At 43.2% G+C, this 25,369-nt stretch carries 25 protein-coding genes; 3 read left to right on the forward strand and 22 right to left on the reverse strand.

Annotation, left to right across the window (positions count from 1 at the left end; genetic code table 11):
- The 3 genes from EAI95_RS04690 to rplK form a co-directional block, all read right to left on the reverse strand.
- On the reverse strand, positions 1-3,421 hold a 3,421-nt coding region (locus EAI95_RS04690; protein WP_129822356.1), incomplete at its 3' end, for an accessory Sec-dependent serine-rich glycoprotein adhesin.
- A 155-nt stretch (positions 3,422-3,576) separates the two neighbouring features.
- Positions 3,577-4,266, reverse strand: coding sequence for a 50S ribosomal protein L1 (rplA, locus tag EAI95_RS04695; RefSeq protein ID WP_006595851.1), 690 nt, complete (start codon positions 4,264-4,266; stop codon positions 3,577-3,579).
- Between the two features lie 97 nt (positions 4,267-4,363).
- Positions 4,364-4,789 (reverse strand): 50S ribosomal protein L11, encoded by a 426-nt coding sequence (rplK, locus tag EAI95_RS04700; RefSeq protein WP_006595850.1) that lies wholly within the window; start codon positions 4,787-4,789, stop codon positions 4,364-4,366.
- Positions 4,790-4,949: 160 nt separating this feature from the next.
- Here rplK and EAI95_RS04705 point away from each other — a divergent pair, with 160 nt between their 5' ends.
- Complete coding sequence (locus EAI95_RS04705; protein ID WP_006595849.1) at positions 4,950-5,294, forward strand: DUF3397 family protein; 345 nt, start codon at positions 4,950-4,952, stop codon at positions 5,292-5,294.
- A gap of 60 nt (positions 5,295-5,354) precedes the next feature.
- Here EAI95_RS04705 and EAI95_RS04710 read toward each other — a convergent pair whose 3' ends face one another.
- The 6 genes from EAI95_RS04710 to EAI95_RS04735 all read right to left on the reverse strand — a co-directional run bounded on the left by EAI95_RS04710 (position 5,355) and on the right by EAI95_RS04735 (position 13,079).
- Entirely contained in the window at positions 5,355-7,700 is a 2,346-nt protein-coding gene (locus EAI95_RS04710) for an HAD-IC family P-type ATPase (protein ID WP_129822357.1), read from the reverse strand.
- Between the two features lie 84 nt (positions 7,701-7,784).
- On the reverse strand, positions 7,785-8,171 hold the full coding sequence (locus EAI95_RS04715; protein ID WP_129822358.1) for a VOC family protein: 387 nt from the start codon (positions 8,169-8,171) through the stop codon (positions 7,785-7,787).
- Positions 8,172-8,273: 102 nt separating this feature from the next.
- Positions 8,274-10,628 (reverse strand): DNA translocase FtsK, encoded by a 2,355-nt coding sequence (locus EAI95_RS04720; protein ID WP_129822359.1) that lies wholly within the window; start codon positions 10,626-10,628, stop codon positions 8,274-8,276.
- A gap of 102 nt (positions 10,629-10,730) precedes the next feature.
- Positions 10,731-11,273 carry a hypothetical protein gene (locus tag EAI95_RS04725; protein WP_238662891.1) on the reverse strand — a complete coding sequence of 181 codons (543 nt, stop codon included), beginning with the start codon at positions 11,271-11,273 and terminating at the stop codon, positions 10,731-10,733.
- A 39-nt stretch (positions 11,274-11,312) separates the two neighbouring features.
- Positions 11,313-12,233: a hypothetical protein gene (locus tag EAI95_RS04730; RefSeq protein WP_129822361.1), complete on the reverse strand. Its 921-nt coding sequence runs from the start codon at positions 12,231-12,233 to the stop codon at positions 11,313-11,315.
- Positions 12,234-12,296: 63 nt separating this feature from the next.
- Complete coding sequence (locus EAI95_RS04735; RefSeq protein WP_173018616.1) at positions 12,297-13,079, reverse strand: hypothetical protein; 783 nt, start codon at positions 13,077-13,079, stop codon at positions 12,297-12,299.
- Positions 13,080-13,272: 193 nt separating this feature from the next.
- Between EAI95_RS04735 and EAI95_RS04740 the strand changes: the two genes are divergently transcribed.
- Positions 13,273-14,097 carry a peptidylprolyl isomerase gene (locus EAI95_RS04740; protein ID WP_126404655.1) on the forward strand — a complete coding sequence of 275 codons (825 nt, stop codon included), beginning with the start codon at positions 13,273-13,275 and terminating at the stop codon, positions 14,095-14,097.
- A gap of 33 nt (positions 14,098-14,130) precedes the next feature.
- Here the strand turns inward: EAI95_RS04740 and EAI95_RS04745 are convergent, their stop codons facing one another.
- The 8 genes from EAI95_RS04745 to tmk all read right to left on the reverse strand — a co-directional run bounded on the left by EAI95_RS04745 (position 14,131) and on the right by tmk (position 19,909).
- Complete coding sequence (locus EAI95_RS04745) at positions 14,131-15,672, reverse strand: ABC-F family ATP-binding cassette domain-containing protein (protein ID WP_048689672.1); 1,542 nt, start codon at positions 15,670-15,672, stop codon at positions 14,131-14,133.
- Between the two features lie 84 nt (positions 15,673-15,756).
- Positions 15,757-16,110 (reverse strand): arsenate reductase family protein, encoded by a 354-nt coding sequence (locus tag EAI95_RS04750; RefSeq protein WP_048689675.1) that lies wholly within the window; start codon positions 16,108-16,110, stop codon positions 15,757-15,759.
- 9 nt (positions 16,111-16,119) lie between these two features.
- Positions 16,120-16,608 carry a methylated-DNA--[protein]-cysteine S-methyltransferase gene (locus EAI95_RS04755; protein ID WP_129822362.1) on the reverse strand — a complete coding sequence of 163 codons (489 nt, stop codon included), beginning with the start codon at positions 16,606-16,608 and terminating at the stop codon, positions 16,120-16,122.
- The gene (locus tag EAI95_RS04760; RefSeq protein ID WP_048689681.1) at positions 16,601-17,173 is read right to left on the reverse strand and encodes a GNAT family N-acetyltransferase; all 573 of its coding nucleotides are present in this window, start codon (positions 17,171-17,173) and stop codon (positions 16,601-16,603) included. The genes EAI95_RS04755 and EAI95_RS04760 overlap by 8 nt, the downstream gene beginning before the upstream one ends.
- Positions 17,163-18,047 carry a 16S rRNA (cytidine(1402)-2'-O)-methyltransferase gene (gene rsmI / locus EAI95_RS04765; RefSeq protein WP_129822363.1) on the reverse strand — a complete coding sequence of 295 codons (885 nt, stop codon included), beginning with the start codon at positions 18,045-18,047 and terminating at the stop codon, positions 17,163-17,165. Before rsmI ends, EAI95_RS04760 begins: the two co-directional genes overlap by 11 nt.
- Positions 18,048-18,049: 2 nt before the next feature.
- Positions 18,050-18,370 (reverse strand): DNA replication initiation control protein YabA, encoded by a 321-nt coding sequence (gene yabA, locus EAI95_RS04770; protein ID WP_129822364.1) that lies wholly within the window; start codon positions 18,368-18,370, stop codon positions 18,050-18,052.
- A 4-nt stretch (positions 18,371-18,374) separates the two neighbouring features.
- Positions 18,375-19,274 carry a DNA polymerase III subunit delta' gene (locus EAI95_RS04775; RefSeq protein WP_129822365.1) on the reverse strand — a complete coding sequence of 300 codons (900 nt, stop codon included), beginning with the start codon at positions 19,272-19,274 and terminating at the stop codon, positions 18,375-18,377.
- On the reverse strand, positions 19,271-19,909 hold the full coding sequence (gene tmk, locus EAI95_RS04780) for a dTMP kinase (protein ID WP_129822366.1): 639 nt from the start codon (positions 19,907-19,909) through the stop codon (positions 19,271-19,273). The genes EAI95_RS04775 and tmk overlap by 4 nt, the downstream gene beginning before the upstream one ends.
- 172 nt (positions 19,910-20,081) lie before the next feature.
- Between tmk and EAI95_RS04785 the strand changes: the two genes are divergently transcribed.
- Positions 20,082-20,969 (forward strand): YitT family protein, encoded by an 888-nt coding sequence (locus EAI95_RS04785; RefSeq protein WP_129822367.1) that lies wholly within the window; start codon positions 20,082-20,084, stop codon positions 20,967-20,969.
- Positions 20,970-21,163: 194 nt separating this feature from the next.
- Here the strand turns inward: EAI95_RS04785 and EAI95_RS04790 are convergent, their stop codons facing one another.
- From EAI95_RS04790 to EAI95_RS04810, 5 genes are all read right to left on the reverse strand, one after another.
- Positions 21,164-21,820, reverse strand: a complete 657-nt coding sequence (locus tag EAI95_RS04790) for a CBS domain-containing protein (protein WP_129822368.1) — start codon at positions 21,818-21,820, stop codon at positions 21,164-21,166.
- Positions 21,821-22,015: 195 nt separating this feature from the next.
- Complete coding sequence (locus tag EAI95_RS04795) at positions 22,016-22,726, reverse strand: ABC transporter ATP-binding protein (RefSeq protein WP_120701719.1); 711 nt, start codon at positions 22,724-22,726, stop codon at positions 22,016-22,018.
- Positions 22,726-23,490: an ABC transporter ATP-binding protein gene (locus EAI95_RS04800; RefSeq protein WP_120701718.1), complete on the reverse strand. Its 765-nt coding sequence runs from the start codon at positions 23,488-23,490 to the stop codon at positions 22,726-22,728. Before EAI95_RS04800 ends, EAI95_RS04795 begins: the two co-directional genes overlap by 1 nt.
- Positions 23,490-24,437, reverse strand: a complete 948-nt coding sequence (locus EAI95_RS04805; RefSeq protein WP_023024038.1) for a branched-chain amino acid ABC transporter permease — start codon at positions 24,435-24,437, stop codon at positions 23,490-23,492. The genes EAI95_RS04800 and EAI95_RS04805 overlap by 1 nt, the downstream gene beginning before the upstream one ends.
- 3 nt (positions 24,438-24,440) lie before the next feature.
- Complete coding sequence (locus tag EAI95_RS04810) at positions 24,441-25,310, reverse strand: branched-chain amino acid ABC transporter permease (RefSeq protein ID WP_009731472.1); 870 nt, start codon at positions 25,308-25,310, stop codon at positions 24,441-24,443.
- Positions 25,311-25,369: the final 59 nt, after the last annotated feature.

Here is a 25,369-nt window from a genome sequence, read left to right on the forward strand (position 1 = left end):
TAAGGTGACCTTGGTCATCCACTTCACCAACTGTGTAGTTTCCTGCTGGAACCAATTCATAAGTCTTGCCTTCGAATGCAATCTCTTGTGGACGGTTATCTACAACTGTATCGTAGTCTTTGTCTACTGGTTGTTGGTCTTCATCGGTTACATCTGACTTGATGGTCTTACCTTCTGTATCCACATAGTGTACATAGACGTTACCCTTAGGTTCTGTTGGTGTTTCTTTTAGTTTGTACACATACGTTACATTCTTATCGCCTTCAATCACTTTGCCTGTTGTAGGATCGGTAGATTTAAGGTGACCTTGGTCATCTACTTCACCGACTGTGTAGTTTCCTGCTGGAACCAATTCATAGGTCTTGCCTTCGAATGCAATCTCTTGTGGACGGTTGTCTACAACTGTATCGTAGTCTTTGTCTACTGGTTGTTGATCTTCATCGGTCACATCTGACTTGATGGTCTTGCCTTCTGTATCCACATAGTGTACATAGACGTTACCCTTAGGTTCTTCCTTCAGTTTGTATACATACGTTACATTCTTATCGCCTTCGATCACTTTACCTGTAGTAGCGTCGGTTGACTTGAGGTGACCTTGGTCATCCACTTCACCGACTTTGTAGTTACCTGCAGGTACCAATTCATAAGTCTTGCCTTCGAATGCAATCTCTTGTGGGCGGTTGTCTACCACTGTGTCGTAGTCCTTATCCACCGGTTGAGCGTCTTCGTCGGTCACATCTGACTTGATGGTCTTGCCTTCTGTATCCACATAGTGTACATAGACGTTACCCTTAGGCTCTTCTTTAAGCTTGTAAACATATGTCACATTCTTATCGCCTTCGATGACCTTACCGGTTGTTGGGTCGGTTGACTTAAGGTGACCTTGGTCATCCACTTCTCCGACTGTGTAAGTGCCAGCTGAGACTAATTCATAAGTCTTGCCTTCGAATGCAATCTCTTGTGGACGGTTGTCTACCACTGTGTCGTAGTCTTTATCCACTGGTTGAGCGTCTTCGTCGGTCACATCTGACTTGATGGTCTTGCCTTCTGTATCCACATAGTGTACATAGACATTACCTTTAGGCTCTTCTTTGAGCTTATAGATGTAGGTAACATTCTTATCTTCTTTAGTAACTAGACCAGTTGTAGGATCAGAAGACTTGAGGTGACCCTCATCATCTACTTCACCGACTGTGTAGGTACCCGCTGGGACCAATTCATAAGTCTTGCTATCTTTTTCGATTGTTTGCGGACGGTTGTCCACGACTGTATCGTAGGCCTTATTAATTGGTTGCGCCGCTTCATCTGTGACGGAAGTTTTCAGCTCATTACCCTCAGTATCCTTATAATGAACGTAAACATTACCAGTAACATCTGATTTGCGGTAATAGTGCGTTACATCTGTAGAAATTTCTTTAATGGATGGAAGAGAATAGTTATTAAAGAATGATGGGTAGCCAGAAGCCTTATCCCCTGGTGTGTTCCCACCAATGATGTTGGAAGTATTATTTCGAACCGGATCGACATCTGCTGAGAACTGTGGTGAGGCTGTAAAGGCATCCCCAGTAGCCTTATTGTACCAACCACTCAAACGCACATTTCCATTTCCACCATCCGTATATGTTTGTACACGAAGATGGTATTGTCCATCCTTACTATCAACATATCCCAAATCAGTTAATGCATCTTTTGTTCCAGATGGTGTTGGCTTACCTCCTGGCTTAACCGGATCTGAAGTATACAACAATGTATAGTTGGTTAAATCAAGCGTATTAACATCTGTTGATGGATTATACGATGCCACTTTTGATGGGTCTAAAGCATATAATTTAACAACAGATGTTCCATCTTTATCGACTTGCTCTACAATCCGTTTGACGTAGTAGTGAGCACGTCCACCTTGGAGTTCCAAGTATTTAGCTCCGACACCACCCAGAGAACCGGTCATATCCTTTTCAGCATCCGTACGTACAAACTCGTAGCCTTCAAACTCACGCGGATTAGAGGCCTTGTAGTCTTGGCTTTCAATACCTGTCTGGCTGTATGAAGCCAACTCTTTATTCGTACCCTCTACTTTATAGTAGGTGGTATGGGTTACTTTTTCAGTTGGGATAACTGTTTGAACATTCGGTTTTGTTTCCCCAACATTTCCTGGTTTAGTCGTATCACGAATTTGAAGAATGTGGTGTTTATATTTATCATCAGAAGTTGGACCAGCTTCACGGTTATTGGTCCAAGTTCCTAGGATTTGCGAAGATTCCCCAGCAGTATAATCAAATTGAGGGGCATAAGTAGGATTTTCGTTCACCAAGGTCTTAAATTGGAAAGTTGACTTGGCAGTCAAATCCAAGGTTTCGACTTCTTTACCAGTAGCTTTTTCAACCAAACGAGCATGAACAGTTGGTGTCTGAGTTGTTCCGACAGCAGAACGATCTACTGAGAAGGTTACATAATAGCCACCATTGCTATAGGTAACGCCACCTTGATTTGCCGGACCTTGCCAGTTTTGAAGATCCCAAATAGAATAGGTATAGCGATCAGCATTTGGATCCAATTGATAAGTTGTATTGTTCCATGCTGGGTCATTAATGGAAGCACCGTTTGGATCCTCCATTGTTGGAGTAACTGATGGGGCAGTCAAGGTGTTTGAAGTTGAAAGCGCATCTAACTGAGCAGAGATTGCTGGTGCACCATTAACAGTTGTATTCCCATTGAAACCTGCATCCTTCAAGGTTGCCATCATATCATCTACTGACTTGTTCAAGCGTTCTCGTTGTTCAGCATATGATTGTGGTTTTACTTCAGAATTGCTCGAAGCTTCTTTTGTTGGCAATTCAGCTTGAACTTTTGCAACAGCCTCTTTGATAGCAGCTTTCTGCTCTTCATTTTGATGGTTGGAAGCATATTTTTCTGCTATTTGATTCAATAAAGCTGCTTCAGAAGCATTTTGTTCCAAGATTGCTTTATCATCTGATGCTACAGCACTTTCGACCACTTGGGATGAACTTGCTGCTTGAGCTTTTGTTTCTGTAGCAGTTTCATTTTGAGGGACTGAGACTTCTTTCGAACCTTCTTCAATTAATGGAGCTGCTTCAGGTGAAACGACTGGAGCACTCACTGCTGTAGAGGAAGAAACTACTTCGTTTCCTACTTCATCCGCAAACGTAGTATTTGCAACTGTAGTAGCACTTAGAACTGCTGCTGCCACTACAATCCCTTTTAAGAGGTGACGGCTCTTAGCAGAAACAGCATCTTCACGCACCTCAGCAACAACCGTCTCTTCGACTTGACCTCGGATCACTTTGAGCAAACCAAAGTTTGAAGTGGCTGCACGCAACCAGTTCTTACCTGACTTGATCAACTTGAAACGAGTCACTCGATCAGTTTCACGGAATTCTCCGTTTGAACGTTTAAAAATCATTTGATTCTCCTTTTTTTAGTTTTTCAACTATATTATACCCTTTTCCTGTACTTATGCAAGCGTTTTAATGTTTATCAAGTTTATCATCAGGAAATAGCGTTCTGAAACCATTCAAACGAACAAAAAAGCTACCCGAAGGTAGCTTTGATTTCTAATTAAAGTGAGTTAACATCCACTTTGATACCAGGACCTTGAGTTGTAGTCAAAGTCAAGCTAGTTACGTAAGTACCTTTAGCTGTAGCTGGTTTTGCTTTTTGGATAACATCGTTGAAAGCTTTGAAGTTTTCAACCAATTTGTCAGCGTCAAATGACACCTTACCGATGATCGCTTGTACGATACCTGCACGGTCAGCACGGTAAGTGATTTTACCACCTTTAGACTCTTCAACTGCTTTAGCAACATCCATTGTTACAGTACCAGTTTTAGGGTTTGGCATCAAGTTACGTGGTCCAAGGACACGTCCAAGACGTCCAACAAGAGCCATCATGTCAGGTGTAGCGATAACAACGTCGAAGTCCAACCAACCATCGTTGATTTTCGCAACAAGGTCATCTTCACCTACGAAGTCTGCACCAGCAGCTTTTGCTTCTTCAGCTTTTGCACCACGTGCAAATACAAGAACGCGAGCAGTTTTACCAGTTCCGTTTGGCAATACCATTGCACCACGGATTTGTTGGTCAGCTTTTTTCACGTCGATGTTCAAGTTGTAAGCAACTTCTACAGTTGCGTCAAATTTTGCAAAGTTAGTTTCTTTTGCAAGAGCTACAGCTTCTTCTACGCTGTATGCTTTTGTGCTGTCGATTTTTTCAAGAGCAGCACGAAGTTGTTTGCTTTTTTTAGCCATTTTATCTTTCTCCTTGTAATGTGGTCATATCGATTTTCATCTCCCACGTCACTCGTCTCATGATCAAGTGTATTGCGGGCAAATAGGATTGTTACAATTAGTCAGTAACAGTGAATCCCATAGAACGAGCAGTACCTTCGATCATACGCATTGCAGACTCAATGTTTGCAGCGTTCAAATCTGGCATCTTAGTTTCAGCAATTTCTTGTACTTGCGCACGAGTAACTGTTGCAACTTTCGTTTTGTTAGGTGTACCTGATCCTTTTTCAACACCTGCAGCTTTTTTCAAAAGAACAGCAGCTGGTGGTGTTTTTGTAACGAAATCAAATGATTTGTCTTCATAAACAGTGATCACAACTGGGATAATCATACCAGCTTGGTCAGCTGTACGAGCGTTAAACTCTTTAGTGAATCCCATGATGTTGATACCTGCTTGACCAAGTGCTGGTCCAACCGGTGGAGCTGGAGTAGCTTTACCAGCAGGGATTTGCAATTTTACAAGTTTTTCGACTTTTTTAGCCATTTCTTAAATCCTCCTTTGTGGTTTTGGCGGTAATTACAGATTTTTACCTCCCACAAGTATGCTCTGCGCATACCTTTCTATTATACACTATTTTCTTCCGAATGCAAGAAAAAATTTCATTTCCATCACACTTTTTTTACTTTTGTGATAAAATGGAGGTATGTTAATAAAAGTTGCTTCCCTTGTATTTATTTTTTTGACCCTGATTCTCAGTGGGATTATTATTCGAGTCTTTAAACTGCGTCGATATGGTTGGAATTTTGCCGATCTGGCTTTTCCTCTGTTCGCGCTTGAATACTATTTGATTTCAGATGCGGCCTACTATCATAATTTGTTGCCGCAATTGTTATTAGCTTTGTCCCTCTTAGCTATCGGCTTGACTATCTATTTCTTGAAAAAGAGACGTAGCTTTTACTATCCGAAATTTTTCAAGTACTTTTGGCGCGCAGGCTTTCTCATTACCTTTTTCCTTTACCTCATTATGACGATTAGCCTCTTTATCTGATTTTAATAATAAAATAACGGTATTAACTAGATCCAAGATGATTTAGCTAATACCGTTTTTTTATTTGTTTCTGGACTTATGCAGATGGGTCACCAAGGTATAGACAAGACGATTCATCACCCATAAAACTCCTTCCATGACCAGTCCTAGGACAAGAGTCAAGATCCAGCCAGTCAGATGAAGGTGGCTGAGATTAAAAATGGAAGAAAATACAAAGACCGACAGACAAAATCCAGTTACATTAAGAAGGATGATGCCCAATTTTACATGATTGAAGGGAAGGCTGAGTTGGTATACTTTTGTAAAGCCAATCAAAGCCAGCAGGTAAATCGAGATGGTCGAAATATCTCCCTGACTTAATCCAAGGAAAGGACCCAGAACCACAAGAAAAAGGACCGATATGAGATTGGTCAAGGCAGCTGGAAGAGCTTGCTCTATCACGGTTTCAATAAAGTCTCCTTCTATCCGGGCACGATTCTTCTCCAAGGCCAGTAAGAAACCGGGGATTCCGATGGTAAATCCACTGATCAAGGACATCTGAGAAGCCTGAATGGGATAAGTGAAAGCAAAGAGAATAGCCAAGATAGCCAATAATATTGAAAAGATATTCTTGACCAAAAAGAGACTCGCCGAACGCTGAATATTGTTGACAACTCGGCGACCTTCATCCACAATCGAAGGCATGTGAGAGAAGTCCGAATCTAAAAGCACAACCTGGGCCACCTTTTTGGTCGCATCGTGGCCCGAATTCATGGCAATACTACAATCTGCCTTTTTCATAGCGAGAATGTCATTGACCCCATCCCCTGTCATCCCAACCTTATGACCATCCGCCTGCAAGCTCTCTACGAGGATTTGTTTTTGTTCTGGACTAACCCGGCCAAAGACTGTGTAGGTCCGTGCTGCATCTACTACCTCCTCATATGTCTTGAGCTGACTAGCATCGACCACTTGATCTGCATCAGGAATACCTGCTTTTTGAGCTACGGCGGCAACTGTCAAAGGATGATCCCCTGAAATAACCTTGATGGTCACCCCTTGTTTTTGGAAATAAGCAAAGGTTTCAGGTGCAGTCGATCGTACAGGATTCTCCAAGATCAAGGCTAGGAGGGGAAGGACTGGAGCTTCTAATACTTCCATCAATTGCTCCCCCTGGTAATGCCCCAAAATAAGGACACGCGCCCCTCGTTCAATCTCTCGCTGCCAGACTTCTTGGTAAGCATCGAGATCATCTCGAAGCAAAACATCCGGTGCCCCTAGTAGGTAAATACCTTCTTGGAACTGAAGGCCTCCAAATTTCTTCTTGGATGAAAAAGGAAGACGGTCTTGAACGGTCCAAACTTCACTTGTTTGGACTGAGTGAAACTGCCGAATGGCCGTGATGGTATCATTCTGATCCTCACTGGCCTGGAGATAGTGACTTAATATTTTTTTGCCTTCTTTTTCATCTAGTGCCAAGGGGAGGAGCTCACTCACCTGCATCCTGTGTTCGGTAATGGTTCCCGTCTTGTCTAGACAAAGGACGTCGATACGGGATAGGGTTTCAATCCCCTTCATACTATTGAGTAGGACCTTTTGAAGGGCTAAACGGGTTGCTCCAAGCACCAAGGCCAGGGTCATTAAGAGGTAGAGTCCTTCTGGGATCATCCCAATGATGGCACCAACCATAGAGGTAATGCTAACTTTGAGGGAGTCTTGATTTCCTAGATAGCTCTGCAAGAACAAGAGCAAGCCAATCGGGATGAGAATCATTCCGATCATTCGGACGAGACCATCCACAGCATGAACCATTTCGGATTCTTCGTGTCCCCTGACTTTCTTAGCAGATAGACTCAGCTGATTAATATAAGACGCATCTCCTACTTGTTCCAAGACGGCAACTGCTTGACCTGAGATAACAAAACTTCCTGACATGAGTTTCTGATTCTCACCTTTAGGGATTTCATCTGCTTCACCTGTTAATTGAGACTCATCGACCATGATCGAGCCATCCAGAACCTTGGCATCCGCATAGATCTGATCCCCTGCTTGGAACAAGACGACATCCCCCTCTACCACCTGGTCGACAGGAAGATCCAGCCGTTCTCCTTCACGAATCACTCGAGCTTTCTCCACTTGAAGGAGGCGCATCTTATTCAAAATCCGCCGAGACCGCAATTCTTGAACAATCCCAATCAAGGAGTTAACGACCACAATGGGAACAAATAACATATTGTTCCAAGACCGTACTAGTATCAATAAGATAGCTAGAATACCAAAAACCAGGTTAAAATAGGTAAAGACATTTGAATAAATAATCTCTCTGGTCGACTTTTCAGCCGTGATGGTTACTCGATTTTGTTTGCCTTCTCTAATTCTGCTTTGGACTTGCTCATTCGTTAGCCCGCTATATCGCTTCTCTTCCATATTTTCTTCTTTCTTTTTTCTGTATCTAGTTTAGCAAAAAGAATGTCTTCTGGCTTGAGACTAGAGACCGAAGATTGTGTAGACCTATTCGTGAAGTTCAAGAGGCAAGCCATCTGGATCAAAGAAGAAAGCCATTTTGCGCCCATCAAAATCATCCACCCGTAGTTCTGTATGAGGGATTCCTAATTGGTCAAACTCTGCTAGACAGGCTTGAACATCTTCCACTTTAAAAGCCAGATGACGGAGACCGGTATGCTCTGGATGAGGGAGAAAGGGTCTTTTTGGGGCAGCTGGTTTGATAAATATTTCCAAGGTCAGGTTTCCCTTTCGAATATTAAAGAGAATATCCTGCTTTTCTGGTCGATGGTGTTTGTCTAAAGGTTCAAAGCCTAACTTGTCTACATAAAATTCTCTGGTTTTATCATAATCGTGGCCAATAATGGCAATGTGGTGATTGGTATCGAGATGCATCTGCTGTCCTTTTCTTTTTTTATCGTAAACAAAACCTGCCCCTTGTACAGGCAGGTTTTTGCTATTGTCAAATATCTCATTCCTTCTTCATCTAAAGAAAGACTAATTGGTCTGCAAGACCTTTCTTGGCTTGGTTCCTTCAGCTGGTCCAATGACACCTGCCGCTTCCAAGTCTTCCATGAGGCGAGTGGCCCGGTTAAAACCAACCGATAAGCGGCGCTGAATCATGGAAGCACTGGCTTTTTGAGTTTCAATCACGAGCGCCTTTGCCTCTTCAAAGAGAGGATCGCCTTCGTCTGAGCCACCCATACCTCCATCAAAGTCTGACTCAGATACTTCACCTGGATCGAAGGCATCATCATAATCCGCTTCAGCTTGTTCTTTGACGAAGTTGACAATCCGCTCCACATCATCATCTGAGATAAAGGATCCTTGTAGACGGATCGGATGATTTTCATCAATCGGTTTAAAGAGCATGTCCCCACGACCGAGCAATTTCTCTGCTCCATTTTCATCCAAGATGGTCCGTGAGTCGGTCCCGGATGATACCGCAAAAGCGACACGAGAAGGCACATTGGCCTTGATCAAACCTGAGATAACGTCAACCGATGGCCGTTGGGTCGCCAAAATCATGTGGATCCCTGCTGCACGCGCCTTCTGTCCGAGGCGAATAATAGCATCTTCCACTTCTTTACTTGCGACCATCATCAAGTCTGCCAACTCATCGACAATGACCACAATCAATGGAAGGGGCACTTGCTTCATCTCAGACTGGGCATTGTACTCAGCCACCTTGGCATTAAAGCCAGCAATATTGCGAGCGCCTACTTTCGAGAAGAGCTCGTAGCGATTTTCCATCTCATCAACAACCTTCTGCAGGGCACGACTGGCCTTGCGTGGGTTGGTCACCACTGGAATCAAAAGGTGAGGAATATCATTGTAGACAGAAAGCTCCACCATCTTTGGATCGACCATCATAAACTTGACTTCGTCCGGACGAGCCTTCATCAAGATACTCGAAATGATGCCATTGACCGCTACTGACTTACCAGATCCGGTAGACCCCGCTACCAAGAGGTGGGGCATCCGAGCCAAATCAAAGGTCCGAGCCGAGCCATCTACAGCCTTCCCAAGAGGAATCTCAAGGAGTTTGGCTGGGTCTGTCTTGGACTGCTCCCACAATTCACGGAAGGAAACCGTCGCAATCTCTGAGTTGGGCACTTCGATTCCGACCAGAGACTTCCCTGGAATCGGTGCTTCAATCCGTACATCCTTGGCAGCTAGGGCTAAGGCCAAATCATCTGCTAGGTTGGAGATGCGGTTGACCCGCACACCGACAGCTGGCTTGACTTCATACTTGGTAACAGAAGGACCGATTTCCGCCCGTTCCACTGTCGCCTTGATGTTAAAGCTTGCAAAGGTCTCTTCCAAAATGCGGATGTTCTGGCGAACGATGTTTTTCTCTTTGGATTGATTTTTCGGCTTGTCAGGTGCGAAGAGATCAATCGTTGGAAGTTTGTATTGAAGGAGTTCCTTAGGCGTGAAGTCTACAGTGACTTCTTCATCCATATCCTCCTCTTCTGCGACTTCCTCCATCTCTTCTGGGTAGTCATCCGACCATTCTTCCGAATAGCCTTCCTCTTCATTTGGTAGATAAATTTGAGGGTAAGTCTCCTCTGCAGGCGCTTCTGCTTCGATTACAGGTTCTATGACCTCACCTGTCTCAAGATCTACAGGATAGCCTTCTGTACTCATGGGACTAGCTTCTGCAAGTAGATCGATGCGGGCAGCCTCCTCTGCTTCTGCTTGAAGGGCCTTCTTCTCTTCACGCTCGACAAAGCGCTCTTGGCGACGAATTTCCCGTTTTTCCATAAAGGAGTGAAAAGCTGCGACAGCCTGCTCATACAAATCATAAACCGAATAAGAACTCATCAAGAGAAGTCCTAATACGATCAAGAGTCCTCCAATGAAATAAGTCCCGATGTTCGAGAGCAAGAAGGCAATCGGCGTATATAAGATTGCTCCTAGTAGTCCTCCTCCTGCAAAAGAAGAGACGCGAAGGTGCACGAGGTCCCCTAAGATACGTGAGAAGGTTGGCCCGAAAGAAGAGCCTTCAAGTTTCAAGAGGGAGACAAAGTAAGCTTGATAGATCAGTAGCAAGCCTGCAAAAAGACTTAAAAAGCCAGACAAGGTCCCCTCATGCTTCTCAATCCATTTGAAAAAGAAGAGGTAGACAATAACAGCCGTCATCGCTACGTAAGCCAGACTACCTACCAAGAGACGGATAAGGTTGTAGGTCACTAAGCCTAAGGCCCCTAATCGTAAAAAGGCGAAAATGAAGACGAGAGTTAAGACAATCGTCATGATCATTCGGCGAATTGCTTTTTTTCTTTCTATTTCTGCTTTAGACAGTCGTCTTGTCGACCGTGTTTTTTTTGATTGATTATTGTTTGCCATAACCTTTATTATACCACATTTCTAGACTAGTTCTCTAGTAAAATCCTTTTCTCTCATCTACGACATAAACAACAAAAAACAGTACCTCACAGGTACTGTTACTTATAGATTTTTCTTTGGGTGGTGGTCGTTGATGGCTTGATGCTCTTTCAACGCTTGTTTTCCTTTTTCCGTCAACTGATAGCCCCGAACTGTGAACTCTTGTGCCAACTCTTCTTCGGTAAAGTGATTCGCTAAAGCTTGGTTCAAATCGGCTGCTTTCATTTTGGACAAGCCCGCGACTCCCATCTTTTTAAGAATGGCTTTTTTCATGGTCGCATTGATATGGTCCAGCGAATCAAAAGCGGATTCGATAACAGCATACCCCTTATCTACCAAAACCTTCAAATGTTCCGGCGCATGAATCCCATAAGTGTATTCGAAGTACTTAGGAAACCAAGTCTCCGTCGTAAATGTTCCAAAATGGATCCGCCACAAGAGAATGTTATCCCCGGCAAGTAAGCCATCTTGGAGCAACTCCATGTTTCGTTTAGAAACAAGCTTTGGATCCAACAACCAAGCTTCCAAGTCTCTCTCAAGCGAAATATAAGGTTTCACCTCGTGATCTGCATAAAATTTTTCTAGTATATCTGAAATAGTTGTCATCCTTTTCATCTTTCTTTTTTTAAAAAATAGACTGTATCCTTACCAATCTCTTTCAAGATGAGTCCATTCGGCAAACTCTTGATAAGTCTCCAATACTTTAGTTTGCTTCTCCCCATCATTACTTTCATATGTTCCAATCACTTCTAATTTATTTTGACCAAGTGGCGCAAACCAATGCCTAAGCATTTGGTAGGATTCTTCTACGGATATTTTTCTCTTCCGAAATGCTACCACCATCTTATCTTCTTTATTAGCCTTTCCTAACTGAATAAACTTAGAGTAGTCCTTTTCAAAGTTGATACAGTCACAATACGGATAAGAGAAGATAAAGAAATCATTTCGGTTATATACATTACTATTATTAATGGCGTCTCCAAGTGATGTTAAGTTATGACTAGTGGGGTAATTGCTTTTGAGTAATTTCTCTGTCGTTTCGCCCACTATTTTATTGGAATCCAAGTCCATTTTAACGGTGATTCTGTTCTTTTTTTCATATTGTTGGAGTGTCAACAATAAATATTCCTTTTCATCCTCAATAACTATATTTCCTTGAAATAACAAATAAAAGTTTTTATCATAATTCTTAACAACTTGGTAGAGATCAACCTTTTCAGGTTTCTTATCTAGATAATCTAAATCATAAACAATCGCATGCCAAGTCCAACCTTTTTTGGGTTCCTCGTCTATTCCTTCATTACTTGCAGTCCGTGTTCCTAAAACTAAATAACGATCACCAATTGATGCCCATCCATTAAGGGAAGTGAAATCTTCAGAGCCTCGAAAGGAAATTATTCGTTTCTCTTCATCTAGATAGTGTAATTCTTTGATCGATCCTGCATCATACTTTTCCCATTTAATTTTATGTTCATTTTTTTGAAGGTCTAAGTTTTTCTTATAGACTATCATAGAGATAGATAGAATCGATATTAGAAGTAAAGCTACAATTTTCCATTTTTTCATTTTCAACATCCTCTTTTTAACGACTAGACAGTCATTATAGTTCGTCTAAATCTCTCTTGATCCCTATTTCGACTGGAAAGGAGATACACGGTTGTCCTCATCCTTCAAGTATTGTTGCGCCTTTTGAACGATATAGAGCGACTCATCTTCTGAAACTAACTTGCGAAAGAGCTCTTCCGCTCTAGACTTATCGCCTTTAAGAGTAGCATTCAAGGCTTGGTAGTAGATAATCTCTAACTGCTGGTATTTGAAATCATTGCTTAAATCTTCGAAATAGTCATTGCTTTGGTGGGCAATGGTTAAATCATAAAGAGCGAGACAGACCTTTCTTGTTTTCTCAGCTAGTGTAGGGTCTGTAATGGTAAATCCATTTAACTGAGCCTCTAGCTCCTCTCTAGACAAATCAGGATCTGTTAGGACGATTGATCGCATGAGATAACTCTCAAAAAAGTTCTTATATTTTTGCGGTAGTTCCTTCTGACTGAGTGCTTCTCTAGCTTCTTTTATGACAATATCGAAATCTCCCATCATAAAAGAATAAGCGACTGATGTCAGCTTCATATCTATCTGTAAAATGGGCTTTTTCACATTCTTGTTCAACTGAAGGTATTGCTGCCAAAAAGCTAAATCTAAGTCTACATGGAGCAAGGTGTTGCACTTGTTGGTGTAGCTCTTCTTAAGCAAGTAGATAAATAAAAACAAGCCTGCAAGGACCAATAAGAGGCCAGCAGTCTGAAGAAGGGTATCTCTGACCACGAACCCAATGCAAATAATCAAAAGCATTGCCAAGACGCCTGCAGATCTAATATAGAGTCTATAGTTTTTGCGTAGAGTTTTATAATCCATCATTTAGCCTCCTATCCATGATTTGTTTTATTTTAGGAATTCGTTCATTTTCCAACAAAACAAGTTACCTCCCATCATACCTCATTTTTCATAGGCCCGCAAGCTGAATATCGCCTCATCCAAAGGATAGATTTGAATCAAATGGAAAATTAAGGTACAATAGAGGGTAGACTAATGTGTTGAAAGGATTAATATGAAAAAATTAATTGCCCTACTTGTATTTTCCGGTTTAGCTTTGGCAGGATGTGGCTCTAATCAATCAGATACAAAGACATCCTCTAGCTCGGCTTCAGAAACTAAGCAATCAACTACTTCTAGCGTAGATGCTAGTGAACAAAAGAAATTAGATCAGCTTCGTAAGGATATCCAAGATGCGATGACCAATGAAAATGCGGTCTTTCCTCAGCTCTCCAACGAAGTTGCTGAAGATGAAGCTGTCGTGAAAATCACGACCAACAAAGGGGACATTACCGTTAAGCTCTTTCCGAAATACGCACCTTTAGCCGTTGAGAATTTCTTAACCCACGCTAAGGATGGCTATTATAATGGCCTCCTCTTCCACCGCGTGATTAATAACTTTATGATCCAAACAGGAGATCCTAAAGGAGATGGTACAGGTGGTGAGTCCATTTGGAAAGGAAAAGATAGCTCTAAAGATTCAGGAGCAGGCTTTGAAAATGAATACTCTCCTTACCTCTACAATCTTCGTGGTGCTTTAGCCATGGCCAATTCCGGTCCAAATACAAATGGTAGCCAATTCTATATTAACCAAAATAAAGAAGACTGGTCCAGCAAGCTTCCAACTGAGCGCTTCCCTGCTAAAATCATCGAAGCCTATAAGAATGGTGGAAACCCTACCCTTGATGGTGGGAACTACACTGTCTTTGGACAAGTCATCGACGGCATGGATGTAGTCGACAAAATTGCCGAAGTTGAAACGGACGACAAAGACAAACCAAAAGAAGATGTCAAAATTGAAAAAATGGAAATCGTAAAAGACTACGATTTCAAGAAATAAGCAAAAGAGAACCGCACGGTTCTCTTTTTGTGTTTACGTCAATTCATTAAAGTCCCAGATTTGGTCCATCCAGCCTTCATAGAAGTCTGGCTCGTGGCAAACCATGAGGATCGATCCTTTGTATTCTTTAAGGGCCCGTTTCAATTCATCCTTGGCATCCACATCCAAGTGGTTGGTCGGCTCGTCCAGTACCAAGACATTGTTTTCACGGTTCATCAAAAGACAGAAACGCACCTTGGCTTGCTCCCCACCGGATAGCACCTGAATTTGGCTCTCGATGTGTTTAGTGGTCAAACCACAGCGAGCAAGGGCTGCACGGACTTCTGCTTGGTTGAGAGCTGGAAAGGCATTCCAGACTGCCTCTAGCGGTGTCTGACGATTGCCCCCTTCGACCTCTTGCTCAAAATAGCCTAGTTCGAGGTAATCTCCCCGCTCTACTTCTCCAGCAATTGGTGGGATGATTCCCAACAAGCTCTTTAAGAGAGTGGTTTTCCCGATCCCGTTAGCTCCGATGATGGCTACCTTTTGATTGCGCTCAAAGGTTAGGTTCAAAGGCTTGGTCAAAGGACGGTCATAGCCAATCTGGAGATCCTTGGCTTGGAAAATAAAGCGTCCAGGAGTCCGGGCATTTTTAAATTCAAAGGATGGCTTTGGTTTCTCACTTTGCAACTCAATGAGTTCCATCTTGTCCAGCTTCTTCTGACGAGACATGGCCATATTCCGTGTCGCCACACGCGCCTTATTGCGGGCTACGAAATCTTTGAGGTCAGCAATCTCTTTTTGTTGGCGCTCATAAGCCGCTTCCAATTGCGATTTCTTCATTTCATAGACTTCGAGGAATTGGTAATAGTCCCCAGAATAGCGGGTCAACTGTTGATTTTCCACATGGTAGACGATGTTGATTACATCATTCAAGAAAGGAATATCGTGGGAAATAAGGACAAAGGCATTTTCATAATTCTGCAAGTAGCGCTTGAGCCAATCGATGTGCTCCGCATCCAAGTAGTTAGTTGGCTCATCTAGTAGCAAGATATCAGGTTTTTCTAGCAAGAGTTTGGCCAAGAGGACCTTGGTCCGCTGCCCACCTGAAAGAGCCGTCACATCCGTCTCCATGCCAAAGTCCATGACCCCAAGAGCACGCGCCACCTCATCGATCTTGGCATCCAAGGTATAGAAATCCCGACTTTCTAACCGATCCTGGAGCTCTCCGACTTCTTCCATCAGAGCATCCATATCCGCTCCATCTTCAGCCATTTCCATATAGAGGTCATTGATGCGAGCCTCTGCTTTAAAGAGCTCGTCGAAAGCTGTCCGTAAAACATCGCGTACCGTTTGCCCTTCTTTTAGGACAGCATGCTGGTCCAGATAGCCAGCGGTCACATACTTAGACCACTCGACCTTCCCTTCATCAGGTTGCATCTTGCCCGTCACGATGCTCATGAAGGTGGATTTCCCTTCACCATTGGCCCCTACCAATCCGATATGCTCTCCCTTTAACAAGCGGAAGGACACATCCTCAAAAATAGCCCGGTCTCCAAAGCCGTGGCTTAAATTTTTCACCTCTAAAATACTCATGATTGACTCTCTTTCATTGATTTCACTCGTATGATTATATCATCTTCAAGACAAAATTAAAAGGGAGTCCAACTCCCTTTTCTCTTACAAACCTAAGTCCGCATATGGTTTCCGGTAGCCCACTTGAACAACTTTTCCGTCCTTCACTAAGAGAGGGCGTTTGATCAGCATGCCATCGCTAGCTAAAAGGTCTGCCGCTTCTTCTACCGAAAGCTGATCCACCTTGTCTTTCAAGCCCAACTCCCGATACTTCATCCCACTAGTGTTAAAGAAGGATTTGATTGGTAGGGAAGACTCCTTGATCCAGGTTTGTAGTTGTTCACTGGTCGGTGTGTCTACCACGATGTCTTGGCTATCAAACTCGCAACCTAAGCTCGTTAACTCCGATTTCGCCTTGCGGCAGGTCGAACATTTTGGGTATTCAATAAATGATAACATCTTTTCTCCTTATTCTTTCCAAGATATGGCCTCATGTTGCAACAGCCAACGTTTGCGATCTAGACCAGCAGCATAGCCAGTCAACTTTTTCTCCGTCCCCAGCACCCGATGACATGGGATGAGGAGGAGTAAGGGATTCCGACCTACTGCTTGACCGATGGCTTGAGCCGATCTGCAAGACAAGGTCCGGGCGATCTCTCCATAAGTCCGACTCTCCCCATAGGGAATCTGAGCTAGGTAGGTCCAGACTCTTTGTTGAAAGTCTGTCCCTTGAGGAGATAGGGGAAAGGGCATGGAAGGATTTTCCCCCATAAAGTATCGATCCAGCCATTCAAAGACAGCTCCATGAAGTGGCTGACAAGCTTCTTCGATATGCTCAAGCCCCTGCTCACAATTGGCTTGGTCACAAAACCAGATCCCAACTAGACTTTCCTCATCCACCACAACAGATAGAGGTCCCAAGGGACTCTGATAGAGTTGCCGATAGAACCTAGTCATTTTGAGACTGTTCTGCACGGTAGTCCCAGCGATCGTCTTCACTGATCACTTGGAAAAGGCTGGTCTCTGCCTTCCGTTTAATCTTCTGATAAGCGAGACGGACACCATCAATTGGAACCTTTCCACAGTAATGGAAGCCTAACTTCTCTAAAAGATGTTGCATGACCTTGTTGTCAGGATGGGTATCACAGCGAAAGTCTGGGCCTTTCTCTCCTTCGATCAAGCCTTGAAGGAAGGTTTGGGCTACGCCTCGTCCAGCAGCTTCTTTGGCAACAGCGATCCGGTGGAAACTGATATAGAGATAGTTATCATGTTCCCATTTTCCGTCATAAATGTCATTATAAGCAGCTTCATTTCCCTTATAGAGAGCAGCATAGGCAACGACTTCTTGATTCTCTACAGCTACATAACCACGGCTTTCTAGGATATCCTCAAAAATGATTTCTTGATCCGGATAACCATCCTGCCATTGATCCACGCCAGCTGCAGCTAAGCTGTCCTTGCCATCTTGGATGATTTCCATAATCCGATTGATTTCATTGGGATAGGCCATTCTAATTTCCATCAGACTCTCCTTTTTCTTCCTCTTGGTGGTAACGGGCATAGAGATCACTCTTTTGTAGCCCAAATTGTTTGGCAACCTGTTTAATTGCCTGGTTCTTTTTCATGCCAGACTGGACCAGTATATCAATCTCTCGGATCAGATCCACTTCTTCTAGATCTGGCTCCTGCTCACTGGCCCCCTCCACAATTAGAAGGCACTCCCCCTTGAGGGGATTTTCCTCTAGGTAAGCCACTAACTCTGCGATGGTCCCTCGCGTGTACTCTTCATAGATCTTGGTCAGTTCTCGGACCAGCACAACTGGACGATCCCCATAAACTGCCAGCATATTTTCAAGCGTCGCACGAACCCGGTGCGGGGACTCATAAAAAATCTGAGTCTCAGGATAGGCTAGCTTTTCTTGAAAAAAAGCCTTTTGCTGCCCTTCCTTTCGTGGAAGAAAACCATAAAAGATATGGGGCTGGGGTGCCAAGCCACTGGCAATTAGGCCGGTAATGCCGGCGCTCGGGCCAGGAACTGCCACAACAGGGATTTCTCGCTCAATGGCTGCCTTGACCAGGTCGTGACCTGGATCCGAAATACTAGGCAGTCCTGCATCCGAAACCTGGGCCAGGTCCTTTCCAGACTCTAAATGAGCTAGCAAATCAGGGATTTTCTCCATAGCATTGTGCTCGTGAAAGCTGGTTTGCGGTGTCGCAATCTCAAAATGCTTGAGCAAGAGTCCTGTATTACGGGTATCTTCCGCTGCGATCAAATCTACCTCTTTTAAGGTTTGGATCATGCGGTAGCTCATGTCATCCCGATTGCCAATTGGAGTTGGCACTAAAAAGAGAGTCCCTGTCGCTTTATCCCCTTTAAAACTTCGTTGAATCTGCATGCTTACTCCCTAAATAACAATTCATCACAGAAAATACACTCTTCATCATTTTCACGGCGTTGACCATAGGAATCTGTACAAACATGAAATCCGTCATTGTAAATTCTTTGTAAATTTTCACGACCATTGCGATGGAATTTAGGAGAGCTACTTTTCTCCACTTCTCCTAAGCGTTCTCTCAATTTATCATTTTCAAGACGGAGAGCAGTGTTTTCCTCGACAATGAGTTTGAGATTTTTCTTAATAGCTTCAACCTCTGCTAATGTAACCAGCAATTCCTGGGAGAAGCCATCCAAAGCATCAAATAATTCTTTTTTATTCATCTCTTTACCTTCTATTTTTCAACTGCAGAAGCATATACTCAAGAGCATTTTGAAAACTCACATTGTGTTCCCACATCTGCTTAGCTAAGACTAATTTTTCTAGATAGTCTCTTCCTAGGGACAGACTGATGGAGCGCGCAAAGAGCAATTCTAGCAAGCGAAAGGCTTGGGCCTGCTTTTCTTTATCATCCGTCTCTTGAATCAAGCGAGAGACCAGTAAGTAGACATGCGGATCTGCTTTTAGACAAGCTGCGACGAAACGCTCACACTCTCTCGCCAGATCGAAAAAGGATGTATTCTCAGCGAGAATTTGGGCCTCTTGGAAACCTTGACTAAAGTTGGCTAACAAATCTGCTTGTTGAAGCAAGAGACCTTCCTGAAGGAGATACTCTTTTAGGAAATCCTGGTTTTTCGGAAAATGGACCTGCTGCGCCCGACTTTTAATGGTCGGGAGAACCAGTTGCTCATCTGCTGTCAGCAGAAAGATATGAACTTCACTCTGAGGTTCTTCAATCACCTTGAGGAGGGAATTGGCTGCATTGACATGCATCCGGTCTGCATCACAAATGATAAAGACTTGCTTGGATCCTTCGTAGCCTGACTGAGAAAAATGCTGGATCAAATCTCGAATCCGATCTGTTTTAATGATTTGATTGACCGGTCGGACAACCGTTACATCTGAGAATTCATCCTCTTCAATCAAGCGACAAGCCCGACAAGTCCCACAGGGCCAAACACCCTTCTTATCCGTACAAAAGAGACTTTGGGACAAAAGCTGGGCCATCTCAAAACTGCCAAAATCTCCTGTAAAGAGATAGGCGTGGCTCAAGCGGTCTTGTTCTATAATAGCTTGGAAGCGATCTACTAGCTGAGGTTGAAGTTTTTGCACTTGTTCTACCTTCATTCACTGATCTCCAAGACTTCTTTGACTAGAACCCAAGTATCTTCGACCACCTTATCAAAAGGTTGACTGGCATCAATTTTCACCACCCGTTGTGGTTCTTTTTCGAGGATGGCCAGATAACCTTGGCGAACTTTCTGATGGAGACTAAGCCCTTCTAGATCCAAGCGATTGACTTCACGGCTAGAGCTCTTAGCAATCCGAGCCAATCCTTCTTCAACATCAATGTCAAAATAGAAGGTCCGGTTTGGCTTGAGACCATCAGTCGCAAACTGGTTCAACCATTCAATATCCGTTACTGCTAATCCACGGCCAAAGCCTTGGTAAGCTACTGAACTGTCGATAAAACGATCCATAATGACTAGCTTCCCTGCTTTCAAAGCTGGAAGGACACGTTCTGCCAAGTGTTGGCGACGACTGGCGATATAAAGAAGCAATTCTGTCTTGGGATCCATTTCCGTATGAGATGGATCTAGAATGACCTCGCGTATTTTTTCTGCTATTTCGACGCCCCCTGGCTCCCGTGTGGTAATATAGGTAATCCCTGCCTTTTCCAAGCGTGGTAACAAGGCTTCTAAAACGGAGGATTTTCCTGCACCTTCTGGGCCTTCAATTGAAATTAATGTTCCCTGTTTCATTCTCTTATCTTAACTTTCTATACTCATTTCTCTAGCATGCATCACTTCTTTTTATTTTACCAAAAATAGGGGTAAAAATCCTGTCCGAATTCGTGAAAATTGATGAAAATTATTTCCTATTTTTCATTTTTTTTGGTAAAATGTATGGTGAAAAATGAATAGGAGAACGAGCATGTTTAAGGTAAAAAATATTCTAACCATTATTTTTGGGGCTGGCATTTTTTCTTTTGGAATCTTTTTCCTCGTGATTCCATTCCACTTTTATGAGGGAGGGGCTACAGGGATTACCCTGATCACCTACTACCTCTTTAAAATTCCAGTTTCAGTCATGAACTTGGCCATTAATATTCCCCTCTTTTTCCTGGCCTGGAAACTACTGGGTCTCCGATCCCTCTATCTCAGTTTGATTGGAACTTTTTCGGTCTCTACTTGGATGGCCATCTTCGAGCTGATTCCTGGAAGTCATCATCTTCAAAATGCAGTCTTCACTGCTCTTGACGGAGACATCCTCCTAGCCTGTATCGGATCAGGGGTTATCCTTGGAACTGGGCTGGGGATTATCTTCAACGCTGGAGGAACAACAGGTGGAACCGATATTGTCGCACGTATCTTTAACAAGTACACGACACTTTCTATGGGACGCCTCATGTTGATTGTGGATGCCATCGTCTTGACAACTGTTTTGATCGTCTTTAAGGACTTCCGAATTGCAGCCTACACCCTCCTCTTTATCCTGATTGACACCGTCGTCATTGATATCGTTGGTGAAGGAGGCTTTGCAGGGAAAGGATTCCTCGTGGTGACTTCTAAACCGGATGAAATTGCCAAACAAATCACGACTGATTTGGGCCGAGGGGTCACATTCATGAACGGCATGGGCTATTATAGCCAACAAGAAATGAAGATTATCTACTGCGTAGTCTCTCGGAATGAAATGAAACAAATGAAAGACTTGATTAATAAAATTGATCCATTTGCCTTCATTACCATTACAGAAGCCCACGAAATCCTAGGAGAAGGATTTACATTGGATACCAACAAGCAACCCATTGCTCGCTAAAACAAAGAGAGAGTGGGACAGAAATCGGTAATTCGATAGAATTCGATTTCGTCGTCCCACCTCCGCACAGTTGAGTAGGGCTGTAAAAGCTGATGAAATCAGCGTAGTAGAGCCCACTCAACCACTGCGTCTTGCTCGATAATCCAAAGACAATTGAGAGGCTAGGACTTTTGTCCCAGCCTCTCTTTGTTTATTTAAAATGCTTTTGCAGATGTGCGACTAATTTCATCCACACCAATACCATTTTCTTCAAATTTCTTCTTGATGACTTCTGTATCGGTAATGCCGTCAATTTGAACTTCAATGACCACACGATCATCCTTGGTTGGGATATTGACCGTATTGGAGATATTCAACCCTTCTTCTACGATCAAATGGATGATTTTTTCAAGAACGCCTACTTTGTCTTCTGTCACAAAACGAACACGAACTCCTTCTTCTCCATAACCGGATACTTCGAGGAAGGCACGAAAAATATCACGGTCGGTAATCACACCAGAAACTTGTTCATTGTCTACAACCGGAAGAATCCCCACCTTGTTCTTATACATGAGATAGGTCGCATCTTCAAGGCTGGCAAATTTTGAGACAGTAATGACATCACGAAGCATGACGTCCTTAACTTTGGTTTTATTGAGCAGGTAGTTCATTTCAAAAATAGAAAGACTCGTTGCTTTTGATGGACTCGCTTCTGCAATCGTACCTTCTGTCACCAAACCAACTAATTGATCATTTTCAATGACCGGCAAACGGTGCAAACCTTGTTCCCGCATCAAATCTGCCGCATGAGCAATTGTTGTATCTGGACTAATATAGACTACTTTACGGGTCATAAAATCTTTAACAGCCATAACCATTCTCCTATGCTTTTGTTAGTTTTATTATACTTGATTTTTAGTGCTATTTCAAACGCTTTCAGCAGTTTTCTCTTGTTTTCAAAATTCAGAATTGCCTAATAATCCTTGCATTCATCCCTATGAAAACTAAATTCTCTAATTGCAGATAAACTATTTTTAAAAAAGAGCCCTTGGGCTCTTTTTTATCTCTTATCCACCAAGGTAGGCCTTGCGGACTTCTTCTGAGGCTAAGAGTTCTTTTCCTGTTCCGGACAGAACGACTTTCCCTGTTTCCAAAACATAACCGCGGTCTGCGATAGAAAGGGCCTTGTTGGCATTTTGCTCAATCAAGAGAACCGTTGTTCCTTGTTTTTGAATATCTTGGATGATATCAAAGATTTCCTGGATAAAGATTGGGGCCAATCCCATGGAAGGTTCATCCAGAAGCAAGAGTTTTGGCGTCGACATGAGGGCACGACCCATTGCTAGCATTTGTTGCTCCCCACCAGATAGGGTAGCTGCATCTTGGTTCTTCCGTTCTTCCAAACGTGGGAAACGTGAGAAGACTTTCTTCAAGTTCGCTTGATTTTCTTCTCGATCTTTCTTCAAGAAAGCTCCCATTTCCAAGTTTTCCATAACGGTCAAGCCTGGAAAGACGTGGCGGCCTTCTGGAACTTGAGAGAGCCCAGCAGCTACAATTTTTTGAGCCGGAACCTTTTGAATCTCCTGACCCAAAAACTCGATTTTCCCAGCACTTGGACGCACCAAACCTGAAATGGTACGAAGAATAGATGTTTTCCCAGCGCCATTGGCACCGATCAAGGAAACAACTTCCCCTTCATTGACTTCGAAACTGACATCACGGACAGCCTGGATCATGCCATAGTGTACAGAAAGATTTTCAACTTTTAACATAGACATTAGGCTTCACCTCCTAGATATGCTTCGATTACACGTTTGTTGGACTTGATTTCATCTGGCGTACCATGGGCAATCAAACGACCATATTCCAATACATAAATCCGCTCTGTTACCTCCATGACCAAACTCATATCGTGCTCGATTAACATGATCGTAATATTAAATTCTTTTTGAATGCGACGGATTAGTTGGGTTAATTCTGCAGTTTCTTGAGGGTTCATTCCTGCAGCAGGCTCATCCAAGAAGAGGATTTTTGGCTCTGTAGCAAGGGCACGAACGATCTCCAAGTGACGTTGTTGACCGTAAGCTAAGTTTTTGGCCAAGGTAGCTGCTTCTTTTTCCAAACCAAATATTGCTAACAATTCGAGGGCTTTTACTTTCAATGCTTCTTCATTTTTGTAATAGCTTGGCAAACGGAAAAGACTAGCAAAAACATGTGGTTTGTGGTGATTGGCAAAGGCAATCAAGACATTGTCCAAAACACTCAAATCTTTAAAGAGACGAATATTTTGGAAAGTCCGTCCAAGACCACCAGCAGCGATTTTATAAGGGGCTTTCCCGTTTAAAAGGTGCCCATCTAAAGTAATGGTCCCTTCACTTGGCTCATACACTCCTGTTAGGAGGTTGAAGAGGGTTGTTTTACCGGCACCGTTGGGTCCGATCAAACCAACCAATTCCCCTTCGTTAAGTTCCATGGTCACATCCCCAACGGCTGTCAAACCACCAAAGTTTTTTGTTAAATTTTTTACTTCAAGAAGTGCCATTAGTTAGCCTCCTTTTTTGAGAGTAATTTTTTCAAGCTAAATTCCCATGTTCCAAGAAGACCACCTGGGCGGAAGATCATTACGAGAATCAAGGCTAATGAGTAAATGATCATACGGATGCTTGAGAAGTCTTGAAGCACCATGTTCAAAATCCCCAAGACGATGGCTGCCACAACTGTTCCTGACATCGATCCCAAACCACCGAAAACGACAATGATCAAGACATTAATGGTATTGGTGAAAGAGTAATCTTTCGGAACAACAGAACCGATAAAGCCGGCTTGAAGAGATCCAGCAATCGCCGCTGTGATCGCACCAAATACAAAGGCAATGACTTTAACTTTGGTCGTATTGATCCCAACAGATTCTGCGGCAATTTCATCTTCACGAACAGAAAGGGTAGAACGCCCAATTGGACTGCGTAAGAAGTTGATGGTAAAAATAGTCGTAATGACAACAAATATGTATACCAATTGCCAGGTTGTAAAAGCTGGTAAACCAAGGATCCCCGCGGCACCATTTGTTAGAGTACCACCATTGACGATCAAGATCCGGATGATTTCTGAAACTCCAAGTGTTGCAATCGCCAGATAATCTCCTTTCAACCGAAGGGTTGGTACCCCAACGATCAAGGCAACGATACCAGCGATCAAGGCTCCTAAAACCATAGCGCCAAAAAAAGCGCCGTAGGTTGGTGATTTAGAACCGAGAATAGCTGCAGAATAGGCACCAATCGCCATAAATCCAGCGTGTCCGAGCGAGAATTGACCTGAAAAACCAACGATGAGGTTCAAACCAACCGCAAGAATGATATTAATCCCGATTTGTTCCAAAATTTGGATATAGAAGAGGTTGAGGACACCTGCTGCAACCAAGACTTGGATCAAGGCAAAACCTGCTACCAAAAGACCAAGCCAGACTAAATTCACTTTTAAATTTTGTTTCATGGCTTACACCTTCTCTTTCACATTTTTACCGAGGATACCTGCAGGACGGATGAGCAAGATCACAATCAAGATGGCATACACAATGGCATCACGGAAATCTGAGAGACCGATCGCTGTAGCGAAGGTTTCCAACAAACCGATGACAAATCCACCTAGAGCAGCACCTGGAATGATTCCGATTCCTCCAAGAACGGCTGCGACAAAGGCTTTAATCCCTGGTGTCATCCCCATCAAAGGTTCGATCGAGTTGTAATACAAACCGATCAAGACACCACCAGCACCCGCTAAGGCTGATCCTAAAGCAAAGGTAAAGCTGATGGTCCGGTTGACGTTAATCCCCATCAATTGAGCGGCATCGCTATCAACAGAAACGGCACGCATGGCTTTCCCCATCTTTGTCTTTTGGATAATAAATTGAAGAGCGACCATCAAGAAAATAGACACTCCCAAGATCATCAACTGAATATTGGAGATTGAAATGGGACCAAAATTGTAACGAACGGTTTCAATGACTTGCGGGAAAGAACGGGTATTGGCCCCTACAAAGAAGACCATCCCATATTCGAGCAAGAAGGAAACCCCGATGGCTGTGATCAAGGCTGCAATCCGAGTTGAATGACGAAGCGGACGATAAGCCAGGTATTCAATCACAACCCCTAAAATAGCTGTCCCAACCATAGCTAGAAGCAAGGCTACAAAGAAGTTAACTTTCAATGAATTCAATAAGAAATATCCCATAAAGGCACCTACCATGTAGATATCCCCATGGGCAAAGTTGATCAATTTGATAATTCCATACACCATGGTATAACCAAGGGCCAAGAGTGCATAAACACTTCCCAAGATTAGACCGTTTACTAATTGCTGGAGCATTTGAACCATCCTTTCTAACAATAAAGAGCGAGGCCAGGAATTTTCATTCTCCCAGCCTC

The sequence above is a fragment of the Streptococcus sp. bf_0095 genome, from assembly GCF_004166885.1.
In the GTDB taxonomy this organism is placed as follows: Bacteria; Bacillota; Bacilli; order Lactobacillales; family Streptococcaceae; genus Streptococcus.

Bases quoted from the DNA above. Each gene is read 5' to 3' on its own strand.
- rplA (WP_006595851.1), bottom strand. From the start codon at position 4,266: ATGGCTAAAAAAAGCAAACAACTTCGTGCTGCTCTTGAAAAAATCGAC.
- rplK (WP_006595850.1), bottom strand. From the start codon at position 4,789: ATGGCTAAAAAAGTCGAAAAACTTGTAAAATTGCAAATCCCTGCTGGT.
- EAI95_RS04705 (WP_006595849.1), top strand. From the start codon at position 4,950: ATGTTAATAAAAGTTGCTTCCCTTGTATTTATTTTTTTGACCCTGATT.
- EAI95_RS04710 (WP_129822357.1), bottom strand. From the start codon at position 7,700: ATGGAAGAGAAGCGATATAGCGGGCTAACGAATGAGCAAGTCCAAAGC.
- EAI95_RS04715 (WP_129822358.1), bottom strand. From the start codon at position 8,171: ATGCATCTCGATACCAATCACCACATTGCCATTATTGGCCACGATTAT.
- EAI95_RS04720 (WP_129822359.1), bottom strand. From the start codon at position 10,628: ATGGCAAACAATAATCAATCAAAAAAAACACGGTCGACAAGACGACTG.
- EAI95_RS04725 (WP_238662891.1), bottom strand. From the start codon at position 11,273: ATGACAACTATTTCAGATATACTAGAAAAATTTTATGCAGATCACGAG.
- EAI95_RS04730 (WP_129822361.1), bottom strand. From the start codon at position 12,233: ATGAAAAAATGGAAAATTGTAGCTTTACTTCTAATATCGATTCTATCT.
- EAI95_RS04735 (WP_173018616.1), bottom strand. From the start codon at position 13,079: ATGGATTATAAAACTCTACGCAAAAACTATAGACTCTATATTAGATCT.
- EAI95_RS04740 (WP_126404655.1), top strand. From the start codon at position 13,273: ATGAAAAAATTAATTGCCCTACTTGTATTTTCCGGTTTAGCTTTGGCA.
- EAI95_RS04745 (WP_048689672.1), bottom strand. From the start codon at position 15,672: ATGAGTATTTTAGAGGTGAAAAATTTAAGCCACGGCTTTGGAGACCGG.
- EAI95_RS04750 (WP_048689675.1), bottom strand. From the start codon at position 16,110: ATGTTATCATTTATTGAATACCCAAAATGTTCGACCTGCCGCAAGGCG.
- EAI95_RS04755 (WP_129822362.1), bottom strand. From the start codon at position 16,608: ATGACTAGGTTCTATCGGCAACTCTATCAGAGTCCCTTGGGACCTCTA.
- EAI95_RS04760 (WP_048689681.1), bottom strand. From the start codon at position 17,173: ATGGAAATTAGAATGGCCTATCCCAATGAAATCAATCGGATTATGGAA.
- rsmI (WP_129822363.1), bottom strand. From the start codon at position 18,047: ATGCAGATTCAACGAAGTTTTAAAGGGGATAAAGCGACAGGGACTCTC.
- yabA (WP_129822364.1), bottom strand. From the start codon at position 18,370: ATGAATAAAAAAGAATTATTTGATGCTTTGGATGGCTTCTCCCAGGAA.
- EAI95_RS04775 (WP_129822365.1), bottom strand. From the start codon at position 19,274: ATGAAGGTAGAACAAGTGCAAAAACTTCAACCTCAGCTAGTAGATCGC.
- tmk (WP_129822366.1), bottom strand. From the start codon at position 19,909: ATGAAACAGGGAACATTAATTTCAATTGAAGGCCCAGAAGGTGCAGGA.
- EAI95_RS04785 (WP_129822367.1), top strand. From the start codon at position 20,082: ATGTTTAAGGTAAAAAATATTCTAACCATTATTTTTGGGGCTGGCATT.
- EAI95_RS04790 (WP_129822368.1), bottom strand. From the start codon at position 21,820: ATGGCTGTTAAAGATTTTATGACCCGTAAAGTAGTCTATATTAGTCCA.
- EAI95_RS04795 (WP_120701719.1), bottom strand. From the start codon at position 22,726: ATGTCTATGTTAAAAGTTGAAAATCTTTCTGTACACTATGGCATGATC.
- EAI95_RS04800 (WP_120701718.1), bottom strand. From the start codon at position 23,490: ATGGCACTTCTTGAAGTAAAAAATTTAACAAAAAACTTTGGTGGTTTG.
- EAI95_RS04805 (WP_023024038.1), bottom strand. From the start codon at position 24,437: ATGAAACAAAATTTAAAAGTGAATTTAGTCTGGCTTGGTCTTTTGGTA.
- EAI95_RS04810 (WP_009731472.1), bottom strand. From the start codon at position 25,310: ATGCTCCAGCAATTAGTAAACGGTCTAATCTTGGGAAGTGTTTATGCA.